Here is an 18,350-nt window from a genome sequence, read left to right on the forward strand (position 1 = left end):
AGTTTGGAAAATAGTGTTGAACAAATATCCAGCTATTTGTGTTATATTATTCAGAAAACCATTTAAAAATACGAACGTTATGAAAAAGTACATTTGCACGGTCTGTGAATATATTTACGACCCCGAACAAGGAGATCCGGAAAGCGGAATTGAACCAGGAACAGCCTTTGAAGACATTCCAGATGATTGGACTTGTCCGTTATGCGGAGTCGGCAAAGAAGATTTTGAACCGTACGAAGGATAAAACCAAGAGAGAGAGAATTATTTAAGAGGAGAATGGCCGGGTGTATAGATATATGCCCGGTCTTTTTTGTTTTTCTGGAGGATGATTTAAATTAAAAAGGAGAATCAGTAATGCTATGATAGACTGATTCTCCTTTTTTATCATTCAATTAAGCTCTATCAAGAAGCTTTTTTCTCTTTTACATCACTACTGGCTTCTACTACATTCACCACATAGTCACCTAGTTTTTCACATTCGGCGATAATATCCATGTAATAAACTCCCATCTGATAATCGTATTCTTTGTTGTTTACGTCCAGAATGTTCTGATTCTTCAGTTGGTTACGGTAGTTATTAATTTCATTCTCGATGTTGAAGGACTTATTGATGTCAATGTTCTGATGTTCCGGTTTTTCTACAACCACAATCATTTGAGCAAGTGCGTCGTTGGTCAGCTTCATCATGAGGTGGATATGTTCATATTGTTTCTCGGTAAAGTCCTGGTTGGTTTGGCGTTTCCGGTTGATGGTACGTGCCAGGTTATAACAGCTGTCACCGATACTTTCAATTTCCGTCACTTCACGCAACATGGCACGTATCTGTAGTTTACTTTCAGAACTTAACCGACCTTCAGATACTTGATTCAGGTAGTTGGCTATTTCAAGTTCCATGTTGTCGCTGATATTCTCATACTTCTCGATCCGGCTGAACAGCTTGTTGAAATCGTCATCCTTTTCTGTGTGTAGCAAATCCTGCACCATGCCGAACATCCGGTGTGTACGTTCTGCAAAAAGATGGATTTCTTTGCGTGCCTGAAGGATAGAAAGTTCAGCGGTAGAAAGCATACCACCGGTGATAAACCGCAAACGGGGCTCTTCGTCTTCTTCTTTGGGGTGGATAAGAGCACATACGGTACGTTCAATCAGTTTAACCGCCCATATCAGAATACATACATTACAGATATTGAAGATTGAGTGGAAAGCAGATAACTTGTAGGAGATGGCAACTTCCGGATTGTTACTTTGGAAAAAGGTATCTACTACCCAGTTTACCAGTTCCATGAAAGGATGGAAGACAATCAAGACCCAGATAACGCCGAACACGTTAAAAACAAAATGGGCCAATGCTGCCCGCTTAGCCTGTGTATTGGCTGTAAGTGCGGCAAGATTGGCCGTGATAGTGGTTCCGATGTTTTCTCCCAAAACAAGTGCTGCTCCCAGTTCCAGACTGATCCATCCGTTGGCGCACATAATCAATGTAATTGCCATGGTGGCGGCGGAGGCCTGTACAATCATCGTCAATATAGTACCGATGAGTAAGAACAGAATGATGGAGAAGAATCCCATGTCCGTGTAGTTCTGTACGAAGGCAAGCATTTCCGGGTTGGCGTTCAGGTCGGGCGCGTTTGCTTTCAGGTAAGAAAGCCCCATGAAAAGGAAAGAAAAACCGAAAATGAATTCACCGATGGACTTGCGGTTGCTTTTGCCGGAGAAGATGAGCGGGAGGGCGATGGCTAAGAGCGGAAGAGCGAAAGCAGCCATATCAACCTTAAATCCGAAAATTGAAATGATCCAGGCAGTCACGGTAGTACCGATATTAGCACCCATAATGACGCTGATGGATTCGGCAAGTGTGAGCAATCCGGCGTTTACGAAACTTACGACCATCACTGTCGTTGCTGAAGAAGACTGGATAAGAGCTGTTATCAACACTCCTGTTAAAACTCCCGTTACCCGATTGGTAGTCATTGCCGTTAGAATACTTCGCAATCTGTCACCCGCGACCTTTTGTAAACCCTCGCTCATAATCTTCATTCCGTAAAGGAAGAGTCCTAATGAGCCTATGAGCTTTAAAAAATCATAAAAAGAATATTCCATCTATAATATTTTTAATGGTTATTTGTTCTCTATCTGATTATAAGTATATTAGTCCCAAATTATTCACCTTTTAACGAACTCGATGAAACAGATGTTACAAATATGTTGCAAAAATAACAATATTTCCAAAGAATTCCCTATCGGAAGCTCACTTTTGGATATTTATTACGGTTTTAATCTTAATTTTCCTTATCAAGTAGTAAGTGCCAAGGTCAATAATCGTTCCGAGGGACTGAATTTCAGAGTTTATAATAATAAAGATGTAGAGTTTCTGGATGTGAGAGATCAGTCCGGTATGCGTACGTATGTCCGTTCGCTTTGTTTTGTCTTGTTTAAGGCTGTCACGGAACTGTTTCCCGACGGAAAATTGTTTGTAGAACATCCTGTTTCAAAAGGCTATTTCTGCAATTTGCGGATTGGCCGTCCCATCGAACTGGAAGATGTGACACGCATCAAGCAACGGATGCAGGAGATTATCGCGGAGAATATTTCCTATCATCGCATCGAATGTCATACGGCTGAAGCTGTGCGTGTTTTCAGCGAACGGGGAATGAATGATAAAGTGAGATTACTGGAAACTTCCGGTTCGCTCTATACCTATTATTATACATTGGGTGATACCATTGATTATTATTATGGGAATCTGCTACCCAGTACCGGATATCTTAAATTATTCGATATCGTGAAATATTACGATGGATTGCTCCTTCGGATTCCGAGCCGGGAAAACCCGAATGTGCTTGAAGATGTGGTGAAGCAGGAAAAAATGCTGGATGTCTTTAAAGAATACCTGAACTGGAGTTATATCATGGGGCTTAACAATGCCGGAGATTTTAACCTGGCCTGTGAAGAGGGACATGCAACCGATCTGATAAATGTTGCAGAAGCACTGCAGGAGAAGAAAATAGCCCAGATAGCCGATACCATATTCCATCGTGGTGAAAACGGTAACCGGGTAAAACTGGTATTGATTGCCGGACCATCCTCTTCGGGAAAGACAACTTTCAGCAAACGGCTTTCTATACAGCTAATGACCAATGGACTGAAACCATTCCCGATCTCTTTAGATAATTACTTTGTGGATCGTGAAGAGACTCCTCTGGATGAAAACGGAAATTATGATTATGAATCACTGTATGCACTTGATTTGGAACTGTTCAATCAACAGTTGCAGGCACTCCTGCGCGGTGAAGAGGTCGAACTGCCTCGTTTTAATTTCTCCCTTGGCAAGAAGGAGTATAAAGGTGATAAACTGAAAATAGAAGATAATACGATTCTGATTCTGGAAGGTATTCATGCCCTGAACCCGGAACTGACGCCGCATATACCGGCTGAACGGAAATTCAAGATTTATGTTTCGGCATTGACCACCATCTCTTTGGATGACCATAACTGGATTCCGACAACTGACAACCGTCTGTTGCGTCGTATTATCCGTGACTTCAATTATCGGGGATATTCGGCACGTGAAACGATATCACGCTGGCCGAGTGTACGTGCCGGTGAAGATAAATGGATTTTTCCCTATCAGGAGAATGCCGACGTAATGTTTAATTCAGCGTTGCTTTTTGAGTTTGCAGTACTCCGTTTGCATGCCGAACCTATTCTGATGGGTGTACCGCGCAACTGTCCTGAATATTGCGAAGCATACCGGTTACTTAAGTTTATCAAATATTTTGTTCCTGTACAGGATAAGGAGATTCCGCCTACGTCTTTACTGCGCGAATTTTTGGGAGGTAGTAGCTTTAAATATTAAGTAGAAAAATTAGGATATATTCGTTATTTGTACTTTCTTTGCAGAAAATATGAATTACCTTTTGTTGTAGTAAGGCAAGAGAACACAAAATAAACAATATTTGAATAGGATTCTTTAGGGGAGAATACTGTATAATGACTGTTATACTAAACTATAATATTGAACCTTTGGTTACTTTTGCTGTTATAAAAGGACTACATGCAACAAAAAAAATGTGAATATGATTTTTTATAATAGTCTTTTAGCAAAGTGGTTCTTGGGAAAAGGAAAGAAACACTATTTTATGTTAGGCTGGTTTTTCTTTACCCGGTATAAATATCTGGAAGTTTGGGAAGATATGGAGTTACGGATACATGCAAAGCAATATTGGGAATGCTTTTCTCTGACTCTGATACCAGCGTTGATTTTGTCATTACTGTTTTCATGGTGGTGTATGATACTACCATTCATAACTTATGACCTCCTTTATTGGTTTGAAAAGATCATCTACCACCATTCAATATTTAATTGGGAGGCGATAAAGCATAGCGGTGATACGCTTTATCTCCGAAAGAGAAAAGCGTATGCCTGGAAGAAAGGTTACGGGAAGAAAGAGTTGCCCGTATCCAGATGGAATGATTGATTCTTTATTTTAAATGCTTCTTTATCCAAAGCAGATGTCCATACTCCGTATCGTTAGAGGTCCAATGCTCATTAATAGGAGTAATTAGGGCTTCTTTCGGACAGTTTAGTACATTGTATACAATATAACTGGTGGTTGGAGGACAGGTGTCATCATTGAATCCCCATGTTATATAGGTGTCTGCTTTTATCAATTTAGCAAAGTTCACTACATCATAATAGGCCATTGTCTTTATTTTTTCGGGGGTATCCATATCTACCGAATTTCTAAAGAAATGAGGATATCCACCGGCACGTCCGGCTTTATAGCCTGCCATATCGCTTAATGCAGGATGATTGGCGACACAAGCTGTCACCCGTTCATCCAGTCCGGCGGTGATTAATGCCAGGGCGCCTCCCTGACTACCTCCTTGTGCAATTACATTTTTGCCATCCCATTCCGGCAGGGAAGTTAGAAAGTCGATACCGCGTACACAGGCCAGATATACCCGTTTCATATAATAATTATCACGACTGTCGAGCCCATTGGTCAGATAGCCGTTTTCTCTGCCATTGAAAGCGTTGCTGATTTCTTTAAATTCTTCATCAGTCATTTCCGGATTCAGGCCGTGTATCTCGAATTCAAAACGGATGCATCCTTGCTCCGCATAATATTTATGACGTAGAGGTTCTTTGATGGTTTTGATACCTGCTCCCGGAGGGCACAGGACAACCGGAAACTTTCCTTCTTTTTTCGGATAGAATAAATATCCGTAGACGCATTGCCCACGTTTGTTCAGTTGCAATTTTACGAGATAACAGTCTATTTCATCAGTGGAATATTTTTCGACATGTTCTTTGGTATACGTTAGGGGAAACTCCTTTTGTTCCGCTTTTGCCTTTTCCCAAAATTCCTTGAAATCGGAAGGCATGGTGGTATACGGACGAAGTTTTTCCGGTGAAAATCCTACTTTGATATGATGTGAATAGGTCTTTCCATCTACGGTTGCTTTCAGGCGACAGTCGCGGAATCCCGGCTCTTTCATTGTGCCCACAGGAATCACTCCCCTGCCATTCTTTAAAGTTACACTTCCTTTGGTATCGGCAACAGGCATCATATCACCACCTATTTCATAAGTGACGGTTACGTTATCTCTGGGGATACCGTATTTATAGAATTGTACCTCCACAGTTGCTTTTTCTCCTGTTTTATAAAGCCAGTCGGCATGATTGGGTACGGTGACCCAAAGCACATCGCTTTTATAAGGATAGTTTTCAGCTACGGCGGATAGCAAGGTAAGTGACAATAGCCATACAGATAAAAGTAGTCTCTTCATGGTGTTATTCATTGTTTTATCTTAAAGCTTCCACCTCTTCCGGTGTCAAAGGAATCTTCTTACCTAATCGGCGGGCGCCGGTTTCTGTAATTAGATAATCTTCCTCATTGCGGATACCACCGAAGTCCTTATAAGTTTCCACTACATCATAATTGATGAAATCGGTAAATTTCTTTTCTCCTTTCCACATGTCAATCAGTTCCGGAATAAAATAAATACCTGGTTCTACCGTGTGTACAAATCCCGGTTCCAACGGAATGGCGAGACGTTGCGATTTGCGACCGAACTGTGTGCTCTTCGGCTGACCGTTATATCCTACCCATATCTCTCCTAGATTTTCCATGTCGTGTACATCCAATCCCATCATGTGACCTAATCCGTGAGGATAGAATAACGCATGAGCACCTTCGCGGACCGCATCTTCCGTATTTCCTTTCATCAATCCGAGTGCCTTCATACCGTCTACCATGACACGGGCAGACAGTTCGTATACCTCCATATAAGGAATACCCGGACGGAGGGCTTTTACAGATTCCAGATGCATCGCATTCTGAATCTCGTATACTTCGCGCTGGCGGGCTGTAAACTTTTTGTCGGCAGGAATGGTAGACGACATATCGCCTGCATAGCCTGATTCTACTTCTGCGCCTGCATCAATTAGGAATAAATCACCCGGTTTTACTTTATTTCCATGATAGTGGTTGTGTAAAGTCTGTCCGTTGATAGTGGCAATGGTGGCAAAAGAAAGCTGGCAGTTGTTAGATTCGGCTACCCGGTTCATTTCCGCTACCACTTCGTATTCATACATGCCCGGACGGAGCACTTTCATGGCGGTGATGTGCATATCGGCAGTTACATCGCAAGCCTTCTCTATTTCTACAATTTCTTCGGCAGATTTGTAATTACGTTGGGCGATAACGGCACGGATGAATGGAACAGAACCTTCCTGGCGTGTAGGGGGAATACCCAACCAATCCATCAGTTTCAATTTATGCTCGGGACGGTAAGGTGGCAGATAATGAACCGCTTTCCCTTTCTGGACGCACTTGTGGAGATAGCTTGTAATTTCTGCGGACGGCATCAGATTTTTTACGCCCACACGTTCACATTTTTCGTGTAATGTAGGTTGCGATCCCATCCATACGATTGCGTCGATAGACAGTTCATCTCCAAAAATGATTTCTTTGTCTTCATCAATATCGATAATAGCCGAAAGGCCGGCGCATGAAAGTCCGAAATAATAAAGGAAAGTAGAATCCTGACGATAACGGAAGGTGTTATCCTCGTAGTTCAGTCCGCACTCGTCATTTCCGAGAAATAACAATACCCCGGAGCCTAAATTCTTTTTTAGCAGGGCTCTTCGCTGCATATACGTTTCTTTGGCAAACATATTGTCCTAATTTTTAGTTTTGTAGCAAATTTACATAAAAACGTTGGAATAAACGAATAAAGTTGGAAGAATATGTGTCTTACTCATGAACATCCTAAACACATAATAAAGAAGTTTATTTCAGTAGTTTCCTCTTTCCGTCACCTTCTAATATCTTCATTTGTTGAATGGCAATTTGATTGAGCTTAATCAGCCGTTCACCTTGTGGGATGCTTTGATTAATAAAGACAGCATTGAGATTTTCCATATTAGAAAGACAAATGAGTTCGTTGATAGAGGCATAGTCGCGGATATTTCCTTTTAGTTCGGGGTTCTGTTCATGCCACATCTTAGCTGTCATGCCGAACATCGTTACATTTAGCATATCAGCTTCGTCGGCGTAGATAATACTTATTTGTTTGGGGGTAACTTCGGTAGGAATTAGATTTTGCTTAATAGCGTCAGTATGAATACGGTAATTAATCTTAGATAGTTCTCTTTTTGCATTCCATCCTACTTGAGTCTGTTCTTGCTCTTTTAAACGTTGGTATTCTTTAACAAGCAACAATTGAAAACGAGGACTGATCCACATTCCGAAATGGTAGGCAATGTCACGGTGAGCATATGTGCCTCCATATCGTCCTGCCTTTGAGATAATGCCGATAGCTCCTGTGCGCTCAATCCACGTCTTTACAGAAAGTACAAAATTATTGCTTCCGGCTGCATTTTAATTGTACCGAATTCGGTACAATTAAAATTAGTGTTGTATAGCATTTCCTATTCACCTATATATTCAAGGGTACTTTTCAGACTAAGCCATCTGAAAATAATATGTTCTTGCATTTGACTGCGTGCCATATCGGTTAATGAAATATAATCGTCATCATGATATGATACGACTGCAATCTCTGTATTCTGTACTTTTATCTTTGTCATGTCAGTCTTTTAGGTTTTAACTTTTCAAAGGTACGATAATATATTAGTAAATAACCGAGTAATCCAATTTCCTTTTATACCTTTTTAAAAACAACCTTCGGCAATACAATCTTGGCTTCTTTCTTATCTTCCTGTTTTTCCCAATATACAACGAAGTTGACAGAAGCTTTTTCCAGTTTATAATCTTTCTGTATTAATTCGTTGAGTATATCTTTAAACTTTTTAGAGAAACGTAGAATCTCATTATTTGAAAAATCTGTGCATCCTTTCTCTGTAAGTCGTAGAGACATACCGCTTTTTAGGGTATTTATTGCAGCCTGGCAATGAGAGTCAATGAAGAAATCAAGCCATAAGTCTCTATGAGTTAACGTATAACATAAACTTTGCGGAGCCGGATATGTATTGCTGTTTATCCGGTATTCTGCAAGACCATTAGCAATATTGCTCAGATAATGTCCGTTTGTGTGAATAGACAGATTTTGTTTGGCACGAGTGATGGCGACATAGACTTCACGCTTCTTTTCGTCCGAAAGTGATTCTATATTAGTAAGGAGCAGAAAAACATTGTCGAATTCTTTTCCTTTCGCTTTATGAATAGTAGAGACAACAATCGCTTCACCTTGAACCGGATAAAAATCTTCCAACTTTGACTCAAAAAGATAATTAGTCCAATCCGAGTGATATTTGCGCGAATAGACTTGTTCAAAATTGAGTATTATATTGCGACATATTTCCCATGATTGGGCATGGCCGAATTCTCTTTTAAGGCATCTCTTAGCAGTTTCCCACCGTTCGTCATCAATAAGATGAGTATCTTGACTCAGATCCAATGCCCGGTTGAAATAACGAATCTCGTCTAAATCACCCAGATAAAAGTTTCCACTATTAGTTTGTACCAACCGGACAGGCATCCCTTGTTCCTGTAAAAGACAAGCTATAAAGACAGCGTCCTCATTTGTTTTTGTAAGTATGCCGGTGGTGCCGGCTAGCGGACTTTCGAGAACATCCTTTATTAGCGGAACAATTAAATTGTCGGATTGATATTGTGTAATACGGATGGAACCTTTTTCAAGTTGATGGGCTTGTATCGGTGTATGTTTCATCCGGTGCGGGATCAGATTGACGAACGCGTTGGCAAATGCAACGAGATTGCTCCTGCTTCGAAAATTCTCGCATAACTCATAATGCCGTGCCTGATAGTTGGTAATAAGAGACTGCATATGCCGGGAGTCGGAATTTCTGAAAGCATAGATATTCTGGTCATCATCTCCCACAGCAATAACTTTCAATGATTCATTCTTTTCGATAAGTGCTGCGATAAGTGCGAACTCGTCTTCTGTCATATCCTGGGCTTCATCAATCACGAGTACGCTTTTGGTGATGCGGCTGATTTCCACTTCGCTGTTTCTAATCTTTTCTACTGCATCCTTAATTACGGATTTTGATTTCTCGATAGACCCTTGGCGTCCCAACAAATCAAAGCAATAGGAGTGGAATGTCTTTATCTCAATATACCCCACCGCATTACCTATTAAATCGTGTAACCTGCTTCGGAATTCATTGGCGGCTGCTCTGGAGAAAGTGAGCATCAATAATTGTTCATGCTTCACATCTTCCATTAACAGGAGAGAAGCCAGTTTATGCACAAGCAGGCGTGTCTTTCCGCTTCCCGGACCGGCGGCTACAACGATATGCCCCGGTTGATTGTCATTAACGATTTCCAACTGCGTTTTGGATAATTCCCCAAATAACTGCCTGTATTTGCCCGGTGTGATTCGTCGGTTAATTTCATCCTTCCGGCTGCCGGGAAAATACTTCTGAATAAAAGAAGTACTGTTCAAACTAAAATAATCGTCTACAAGTCGCAAGGCAGCCTGATAGTCATGGACCATTTTCCGGGCATATTCGCCTACAATATGTATCTGTTGTATCTTATTGGTGTAGAACTGTTCCAACTTACGGTAATCATCCTGTTTATATCGTATATTAGTAGCCCCCAACCGCTCAATGTTCATCCGGTTATATATCACAAGAAACCCACCCTCTATCTGTAAAGCTCCCATTCGGGAGAGATAAAAGAGAGTATCTTCTATTTCTTCGAGAGTGACTGATTCTTGGAACAGAACATTCTGATTCTCGTAAGCCTTCTTTAATTCCAAAATGGAAAACTCGACAAGAATTTCTTCTCTTGTTACAGATTCAGTATCTGATTCGATTTTATTGAAAAGATAATCGATAATGAACTCGGACAGGCAATGCCTGTTCTCACATCTTTTTTCGAATGGAATGCCGGTTTGCGGACGAAGATAAACGGAAATATGATTTCTGTTGTCGTCCCGATAGGAACGTTTTATCCAGTTTTTCTCCGCCCAGAAGTTTATAAGTGCTTTTAGCTTGTCCGGGCTTACATTTCTTTGAATTGCATTTTCCGCTTCTTCCCGTAATTCCTTCAGATTGACTATTTTTTGTTCTTCCTCAAAAACAGTCAGTAGGAAATTCTCTAGCTTATTATAAAATCTGATTATTTCCAGTGAACGGTTGCACTGCTCTTTTCTTAAAATATAAGCAGTGAGGTCACGTGAGTCAGCCAGTATCTTTTCTTCCCGAAGCAGGGTGATGATTTGAATAACCTCTTCATTGGAGATGCCTAGATGGTCGGAGATATAATCAATCCGGGATTCCGGTACTTCGCTGTTTGCATGCTTGCGACTTTTGGTTGAAATCAGTTTCTTGATGATTCGTGTAGCCTGCATCTTCTGTTTCTCGTTGAAGCGGGGAGACAGATTTATTTTGTCAATAGCTTCTTGAGCCGTTTTGGCCAATATGCTGTCGGCAAACACCCGGGGAGAGTTTTGTCCGCGATGCAGATAACCGGACTCTTCAAGTGCCGCTATGGCAGTGGTGACACGGGTTTCTATGTTGGTTACGTTTTCATCCCATCCGGCTTTGCGTGCTATCTCTAAAGCGGACTGGGAAACCTTGGGGCGAAGACGGGTAATTTCTTTAATGGATTTCCATACTTGCTGTATTTCTCCGATATGCAATTTGGTCTGGTTGAGCAGGATAAAATGTTTATTCAAGTCTTCCTCATCGAAGAGAATATAACAGGAAGCGTTGATGTGCTCGTCGCGTCCTGCCCTGCCTGCTTCCTGAACATAATTCTCGAGAGAATCCGATATTTCATAATGGACGACTAGACCGACATCTTTTTTATCCACTCCCATTCCGAAGGCAGAAGTAGCTACCATAATCTGTATGTTGCCGGCGATAAAATCATTCTGGTTTTCTGTCTTATCCTTAATGTCCATTTTCCCGTGAAAAGCGGCAACCGAAAATCCATCCTGTTTCAGGCGTGCTGCCAGTTTGGTAGCTGTACGGGTACGGGCGACATAAACAATGGTCGGACAGCTTTTCTGCTCGATAATATCTCTCAGACTATTGTATTTTTCATTTTCCTGATTCCGCTCGAAAACCTGATATTGCAGGTTGGTCCGGCTGATGTCGCTACGGAACAGTTCGAGACGGATATTTAATTTATCCTTAAAGTAGGTAGAGATATCCTCAATAACTTTCTGTTTCGCCGTGGCTGTGAAACAGGAGACGGGTATCGGCTGTTGCAAACCTTTCTTCTCCTGAAGCTGTTTAAGATAATCACCTATATAAAGATAATCCACACGGAAATCCTGCCCCCAAGAAGAGAAACAGTGTGCTTCGTCAATAACAAAGCGGACTACTTTCCGTCCTAATAGTAACCTTTCGATACTTTTTGACCTTAATGATTCCGGTGATATATAAAGTATTGAAGCGGAACCGTTTTCTACACTTTCGAAGGACTTGGCACGTTCTATAGGATCCAACAGTCCGTTGATAGTGACAGCGTCAGTGATGTTGTTTTTTCGCAGATTATCCACCTGGTCTTTCATTAAAGATTGCAGGGGAGAAATGACTACGGTAAGTCCTTTTACCTGTTCCCCGCTCATTAGAGCTGGTACTTGGAAAGTGATAGACTTTCCCCCGCCGGTAGGGAAAACAGCGAGAATCGATTTCCCTTCTACCGCCGCTTGTACCGCATTCTCCTGTAAAGGCTGGTTGTTGTAAGTACGATAAGCGTCAAAACCGAAAAAATGTTTTAATCCACGGTGTATATCGAAAGCCTGGTTGCAATAGACGCACCCTGTCAGGCAAGGAGTATTGCGCAACACGTACATGATTGATTCCACTCTTGGAAAGTTATGCAGCACCCATGGCGGGGTGATGGAATACCGATCCCGGCAATTGATAAGTGCAAGGCAATAAGCCAGTTCGATGGGAGCCCGGGAAATATAGTTTTCGAGCTGGGCATGCTCGCATACTTCCTTTGCGAAACGACGACGGATAACTGTTTCCGGATTATCGTACTTTCCGAATGGTATGGTATAAGCAATGAAATCGAAGAAAGACTTAAATTCGTCAGTAGGATGCAGCAATGAGTAATAGATATATTTCAAATCTTCGTCCAGGCGTCCGAAGGCTTCCACTTCCGCTAGAAAAAGTTCATGCGCTTTCATCGAATCATTCAGCGGATTGTTGAGGCTGTCCGTTTGCAACTTGTCATCCTTTAGTAAATGATGGTACGGTTTGGCAGGAAACAGAAGTGGGGACAGATAGAGCGTATCTATTGTTTTGGGCTGTATATACCCGGTTTGTTGAAATAGGGGAATGATATATTTAAGATCGTGATTGAGTATATTGTGCCCGCCTATGTATTCCGTTTGCGTGATGAATTGTATGAATTGGGCAGGCGAATTGGCATGAAAAGGGACTCCGTCGTTGCGGATGGCTCCCATGTCCAATATTTGACGATTTACAGGATTAACTTCAAGGTCGATGAATGTGATATTTGTCATACGTGTTGTTTTATTTTGTAAATCAACTGTCCAAAGATAATACTAACTGATTGAAATTTCGTGAACTTCGGTGGATAAATATTTGTTCATTAGATAATTTTAGTGTTATAGGATTAAAAATTATCTCCCTAATCTGTGTAATCTCTCGTTAAAAAGTTACTTTTGTAGCGAGAAATAGTAGAAAGCAAAAACGAATATGGCACAAGGTTCCCGTCAAATACAATCTCAGGCGCAACAGCAAGTACAAACGCTCTCGCCCCAGCAGATTCTGGTCGTGAAACTGTTGGAGCTTCCCGCAGTAGAGCTGGAAGACCGTATCCATGCTGAACTGCTTGAAAATCCGGCACTTGAAGAAGGTAAAGAAGAAAACACTGCGGATGAGTATGCTGATTCCGACACTACGGAAGATGGCATGGATAGCGATGCCAACGATTATGATTCTTTGAGTGATTATCTGACTGAAGACGATATTCCCGATTATAAATTACAAGAAAACAACCGTTCGAAAGATGAACAGGCGGAGGATATTCCGTTCTCCGATTCCACTTCTTTTTATGAAATCCTGAAAGAACAGTTGCGTGAACGCAACCTGACTGAACATCAGCGTGACTTGGTGGAATATCTGATCGGTTCATTGGACGATGACGGACTGCTCCGTAAGTCATTGGAGAGCATCTGTGATGAACTGGCGATTTATGCCGGCATCGAATCGACAGAAGAAGAACTGGAAGAAGCACTCTGTATCTTGCAGGATTTTGATCCCGCTGGTATCGGTGCCCGTAGCCTTCAGGAATGTCTGTTGATACAGATTTGCCGGAAGAAGGATGAAGAGAAGAAGCCCAATCCGATACTGGAGTTGGAAGAACGTATCATTAGAGAGTGCTATGAAGAATTCACCCGTAAACACTGGGAGAAGATTATAAAGAAACTGGACATTGATGAAGAGACTTTCCAGGAAGCTCTTAATGAGATAACCAAGCTGAATCCCCGTCCGGGTGCTTCTTTGGGAGAAGCGATCGGCAGGAATCTCCAACAGATAGTTCCCGACTTTATCGTGGAAACGTATGATGACGGAACCATCAATATAAGCCTCAATAACCGTAATGTCCCCGAACTCCGTATGAGTCGCGACTTCACGGAAATGGTGGAAGAACATACCAAAAACAGGGCTAATCAATCAAAAGAATCCAAAGAAGCGATGATGTTCCTGAAGCAGAAAATGGATGCGGCACAAGGATTTATCGATGCTGTGCGGCAGCGTCAGAATACCCTGATGACTACCATGCAGGCTATCATTGACTTACAACGTCCTTTCTTCTTGGAAGGAGACGAATCTCTGTTGAAACCGATGATTTTAAAAGATGTGGCTGAACGTACCGGACTGGACATTTCAACGATCTCCCGCGTGAGCAACAGTAAATATGTGCAGACAAATTACGGCATCTATCCGCTCAAATTCTTTTTCAGCGACGGGTATACCACAGAGGACGGCGAAGAAATGTCTGTCCGCGAGATACGCAAGATTCTGAAAGAGTGTATTGATGGGGAGGACAAGAAGAAACCGCTGACAGATGATGAATTGGCGGACATCTTGAAAGAGAAAGGTTATCCCATTGCTCGTAGAACGGTAGCCAAATACCGTCAGCAGTTGAATATTCCGGTTGCGCGACTTCGAAAATGAGAACGAATATAAAGTATTAAGTATAAAGTATTAAGTATTAGTGCTGATGGACAGAGAGAGAGAACATATCATAGCGGATAAGACAATGTTGCAGGTGGCGAGAGCTACTTCGATGGTCTTTACTCCATTTTCTATTCCGTTTTTATCGTTTCTGGTGTTATTCCTGTTTTCTTATCTTCGTATCATGCCGATACAATATAAGTTGATCGTGTTGGGAATTGTTTACTGCTTTACCATACTGACACCTACCATTACCATTTTCCTGTTTCGTAAAATCAATGGCTTTGCCCGTCAGGAGTTAAGTGAGCGCAAGAAACGTTATGTACCGATTCTGCTGACTATCATCTCGTATGTGTTCTGCCTGTTGATGATGCGCCGGCTGAATATACCTTGGTATATGACAGGGATCATCCTCGTTTCTTTGGTAGTATCTATTATCTGCATTGCAGTGAATTTGAAATGGAAATTGAGTGAACACATGGCAGGAATAGGCGGAGTGATCGGCGGACTGGTTTCTTTCAGTGCTTTGTTCGGTTACAATCCGGTCGGATGGTTATGCCTGTTTATATTGATTGCCGGTATATTAGGTTCTGCACGAATTGTATTGGGACATCACACGTTGGGTGAGGTGCTTTCCGGTTTTGCGGTTGGCTTGATATGTGCCCTTTTGGTACTTCATCCCGTGAGCAACATCTTATTTCGAGTATTTTTATTTTAAAACAGTATAAATCCTAAAAACTAATTATTATGAACTTTCCACAGAATTTGAAGTACACGAACGAACACGAATGGATTCGCGTTGAAGGAGACATTGCATACGTAGGTATCACTGATTATGCTCAAGAACAATTGGGTGATATCGTGTTCGTAGACATACCGACTGTTGGTGAAACGTTGGAAGCCGGTGAGACATTCGGAACCATCGAAGTAGTGAAAACAATTTCCGATCTTTTCCTGCCTGTAGCAGGTGAAGTGATGGAACAAAATGAAGCATTGGAAGAAAATCCGGAACTGGTTAATAAAGATCCGTATGGCGAAGGTTGGTTGATTAAAATGAAACCGACAGATATAAAAGCTGTGGAAGACCTGCTGGATGCCGAAGCATACAAAGCTGTGGTGAACGGATAATTCTTACCTCACTTTAAATTGTAAATAGTAAATCGTAAAATAGTAAATCGAAATGACTCCAATTGTAAGTATTATCATGGGTAGCACGTCCGACCTTCCTGTTATGGAGAAGGCTGCGCAACTGCTGAATGATATGCATGTACCGTTCGAAATGAACGCGCTTTCTGCTCACCGCACGCCTGAAGCTGTGGAAGAGTTTGCAAAGAATGCCCGCAACCGTGGCATTAAAGTTATTATCGCCGCTGCCGGAATGGCTGCCGCCCTTCCCGGTGTAATTGCAGCCAACACTACACTACCGGTGATCGGAGTACCCGTAAAAGGTTCCGTGCTCGATGGTGTAGACGCACTTTATTCTATCATCCAGATGCCTCCGGGCATTCCTGTGGCAACGGTTGCTATAAACGGAGCGATGAATGCCGCTATCCTTGCCATTCAGATGTTGGCATTGAGTGACGAGAAATTGGCAGAAGCTTTTGCTGCTTACAAAGAAGGACTGAAAAAGAAAATCGTAAAAGCAAACGAAGAACTGAAAGAAGTTAAGTTTGAATATAAAACAAACTAATGTGATTTACGATTTGACAATTTACGATTGACGATTGAAATATCTTCGTAAATCGTATGTTGTCTTTGCGCATTGTCTTTGCATATTGCGCAGAAAGTGTTTTCAGTCATCAAATCATAAATCGTAAATCATAAATCATAAATCAAAATGGTTGATCTATTCAATTATTTTCGAAGAGAAACCACAGAAGTAAATATTGGGGCTGTGCCGTTGGGCGGCCCCAATTCTATTCGTGTCCAGTCGATGACCAATACGTCTACACAGGACACGCAGGCTTGTGTGGAACAGGCGAAACGTATTGTTGATGCAGGTGGCGAGTATGTCCGCCTCACAACGCAGGGTATCAAGGAAGCGGAGAATCTGATGAATATCAATATCGGACTACGCAGTCAGGGATATATGGTTCCATTGGTTGCCGATGTGCATTTCAATCCGAAAGTGGCGGATATAGCTGCTCAATATGCGGAAAAGGTGCGCATCAATCCGGGAAACTATGTAGATGCTGCGCGTACTTTTAAGAAACTGGAATATACAGACGAGGAGTATGCGCAAGAAATACAGAAAATCCATGACCGGTTTGTCCCGTTCCTGAATATCTGTAAGGAGAATCACACTGCGATCCGGATCGGTGTGAATCATGGCTCTTTGTCCGATCGCATCATGTCACGCTATGGTGATACTCCCGAAGGAATGGTGGAATCCTGTATGGAATTCCTTCGTATCTGTGTAGCGGAGAACTTCACAGATGTGGTGATTTCCATCAAAGCCTCCAATACCGTGGTAATGGTGAAAACCGTTCGTCTGTTGGTGGACGTCATGGAAAAAGAGGGGATGGCTTTCCCATTACACCTCGGAGTGACAGAAGCCGGAGACGGAGAGGACGGGCGTATCAAGTCGGCTCTCGGCATCGGAGCATTGTTGAGCGACGGGTTGGGCGATACCATCCGCGTATCTTTGAGTGAAGCACCCGAAGCTGAAATTCCGGTAGCCCGTAAATTGGTGGATTATGTTCTGTTGAGGCAGGAGCATCCTTATATTCCGGGATTGGAGGCGCCTGAATTCAACTATCTGTCTCCTGAACGCCGGAAGACAAAAGCGGTCCGTAATATCGGAGGCGAACATGTGCCCGTAGTCATTGCCGACCGCATGGACGGAAAGACAGAAGTAAATCCGCAATTCACTCCGGACTATATTTATGCCGGAAGAGCCTTGCCCGAACAACGGGAAGAAGGCGTGGAATATATTCTTGATGCGGACGTATGGCAAGGAGAGGCCGGAACCTGGCCTGCTTTCAATCATGCGCAATTACCGTTGATGGGTGAATGTGATGCAGCGCTTAAATTCCTGTTTATACCCTATATGGCCCAAACAGATGAAGTGATAGCCTGTTTGAAGTACCACCCGGAAGTGGTAATCATCTCTCAAAGCAACCATCCGAACCGTTTGGGTGAGCACCGTGCACTGGTGCATCAGCTAATGACGGAAGGTTTGCAGAATCCGGTTGTCTTCTTCCAGCATTATGCGGAAGATGATGCGGAGAATTTGCAGATAAAATCCGCAGCCGATATGGGAGCCTTGATCTTTGACGGTCTTTGCGATGGTATCTTCCTGTTCAATCAGGGCAGTTTGAGCCATGCCGTTGTCGACGCCACTGCTTTCGGAATCTTGCAGGCCGGACGTACCCGTACCTCTAAGACAGAATACATATCCTGTCCCGGTTGCGGCCGTACGCTTTACGACTTGGAAAAAACAATTGCCCGTATCAAGGCAGCCACTTCACATTTGAAAGGCTTGAAGATCGGCATTATGGGCTGTATCGTGAATGGTCCCGGTGAGATGGCGGATGCTGACTACGGTTATGTAGGAGCAGGACGAGGCAAAATCAGTCTTTATAAAGGCAAGGTGTGTGTAGAAAAGAATATTCCTGAAGAAGAGGCGGTAGAACGACTCCTGGAGTTTATCCGGACAGATCGGGAAGAAAACCAACAATGATAA

General features: G+C 42.4%; 12 protein-coding genes and 1 pseudogene. 8 read left to right on the top strand and 5 right to left on the bottom strand.

Annotation, left to right across the window (positions count from 1 at the left end; all coding sequences use genetic code 11):
- Positions 1 to 79 precede the first annotated feature (79 nt).
- Positions 80 to 244: a rubredoxin gene (gene rd, locus KFO40_RS03775; protein ID WP_004306971.1), complete on the top strand. Its 165-nt coding sequence runs from the start codon at positions 80 to 82 to the stop codon at positions 242 to 244.
- Between the two features lie 158 nt (positions 245 to 402).
- On the opposite strand, the gene KFO40_RS03780 is transcribed toward rd, so the two are convergent.
- A complete protein-coding gene (locus KFO40_RS03780) occupies positions 403 to 2,100 on the bottom strand; it encodes a Na/Pi cotransporter family protein (protein WP_008644967.1) in 1,698 nt (565 codons plus the stop codon).
- Positions 2,101 to 2,182: 82 nt separating this feature from the next.
- Here KFO40_RS03780 and KFO40_RS03785 point away from each other — a divergent pair, with 82 nt between their 5' ends.
- Positions 2,183 to 3,856 (top strand): nucleoside kinase, encoded by a 1,674-nt coding sequence (locus tag KFO40_RS03785; RefSeq protein WP_008016291.1) that lies wholly within the window; start codon positions 2,183 to 2,185, stop codon positions 3,854 to 3,856.
- 220 nt (positions 3,857 to 4,076) lie between these two features.
- Positions 4,077 to 4,478, top strand: a complete 402-nt coding sequence (locus tag KFO40_RS03790) for a hypothetical protein (protein ID WP_008026182.1) — start codon at positions 4,077 to 4,079, stop codon at positions 4,476 to 4,478.
- Positions 4,479 to 4,482: 4 nt separating this feature from the next.
- Here the strand turns inward: KFO40_RS03790 and KFO40_RS03795 are convergent, their stop codons facing one another.
- The 4 genes and pseudogenes from KFO40_RS03795 to KFO40_RS03815 form a co-directional block, all read right to left on the bottom strand.
- Positions 4,483 to 5,793 carry an acetylxylan esterase gene (locus tag KFO40_RS03795; RefSeq protein ID WP_087317869.1) on the bottom strand — a complete coding sequence of 437 codons (1,311 nt, stop codon included), beginning with the start codon at positions 5,791 to 5,793 and terminating at the stop codon, positions 4,483 to 4,485.
- 16 nt (positions 5,794 to 5,809) lie between these two features.
- Entirely contained in the window at positions 5,810 to 7,183 is a 1,374-nt protein-coding gene (locus KFO40_RS03800; RefSeq protein ID WP_015531661.1) for an aminopeptidase P family protein, read from the bottom strand.
- A gap of 115 nt (positions 7,184 to 7,298) precedes the next feature.
- Positions 7,299 to 8,098 (bottom strand): annotated as a pseudogene (locus KFO40_RS03805) (KilA-N domain-containing protein).
- A 74-nt stretch (positions 8,099 to 8,172) separates the two neighbouring features.
- The gene (locus tag KFO40_RS03815; protein ID WP_087317833.1) at positions 8,173 to 12,984 is read right to left on the bottom strand and encodes a RecQ family ATP-dependent DNA helicase; all 4,812 of its coding nucleotides are present in this window, start codon (positions 12,982 to 12,984) and stop codon (positions 8,173 to 8,175) included.
- A 196-nt stretch (positions 12,985 to 13,180) separates the two neighbouring features.
- Here KFO40_RS03815 and rpoN point away from each other — a divergent pair, with 196 nt between their 5' ends.
- From rpoN to KFO40_RS03840, 5 genes are all read left to right on the top strand, one after another.
- Positions 13,181 to 14,665: an RNA polymerase factor sigma-54 gene (gene rpoN / locus KFO40_RS03820; protein WP_074558636.1), complete on the top strand. Its 1,485-nt coding sequence runs from the start codon at positions 13,181 to 13,183 to the stop codon at positions 14,663 to 14,665.
- Between the two features lie 46 nt (positions 14,666 to 14,711).
- Positions 14,712 to 15,383: a hypothetical protein gene (locus tag KFO40_RS03825; RefSeq protein WP_004316578.1), complete on the top strand. Its 672-nt coding sequence runs from the start codon at positions 14,712 to 14,714 to the stop codon at positions 15,381 to 15,383.
- A gap of 29 nt (positions 15,384 to 15,412) precedes the next feature.
- A complete protein-coding gene (gene gcvH / locus KFO40_RS03830) occupies positions 15,413 to 15,793 on the top strand; it encodes a glycine cleavage system protein GcvH (protein ID WP_087317834.1) in 381 nt (126 codons plus the stop codon).
- 52 nt (positions 15,794 to 15,845) lie between these two features.
- On the top strand, positions 15,846 to 16,355 hold the full coding sequence (gene purE, locus KFO40_RS03835) for a 5-(carboxyamino)imidazole ribonucleotide mutase (RefSeq protein WP_004296231.1): 510 nt from the start codon (positions 15,846 to 15,848) through the stop codon (positions 16,353 to 16,355).
- Between the two features lie 147 nt (positions 16,356 to 16,502).
- Entirely contained in the window at positions 16,503 to 18,347 is a 1,845-nt protein-coding gene (locus tag KFO40_RS03840; RefSeq protein ID WP_211146082.1) for a 4-hydroxy-3-methylbut-2-en-1-yl diphosphate synthase, read from the top strand.
- Positions 18,348 to 18,350 lie beyond the last annotated feature (3 nt).

The sequence above is a fragment of the Bacteroides sp. 1001302B_160321_D4 genome (assembly GCF_015667765.1).
In the GTDB taxonomy this organism is placed as follows: Bacteria; Bacteroidota; Bacteroidia; order Bacteroidales; family Bacteroidaceae; genus Bacteroides; species Bacteroides xylanisolvens.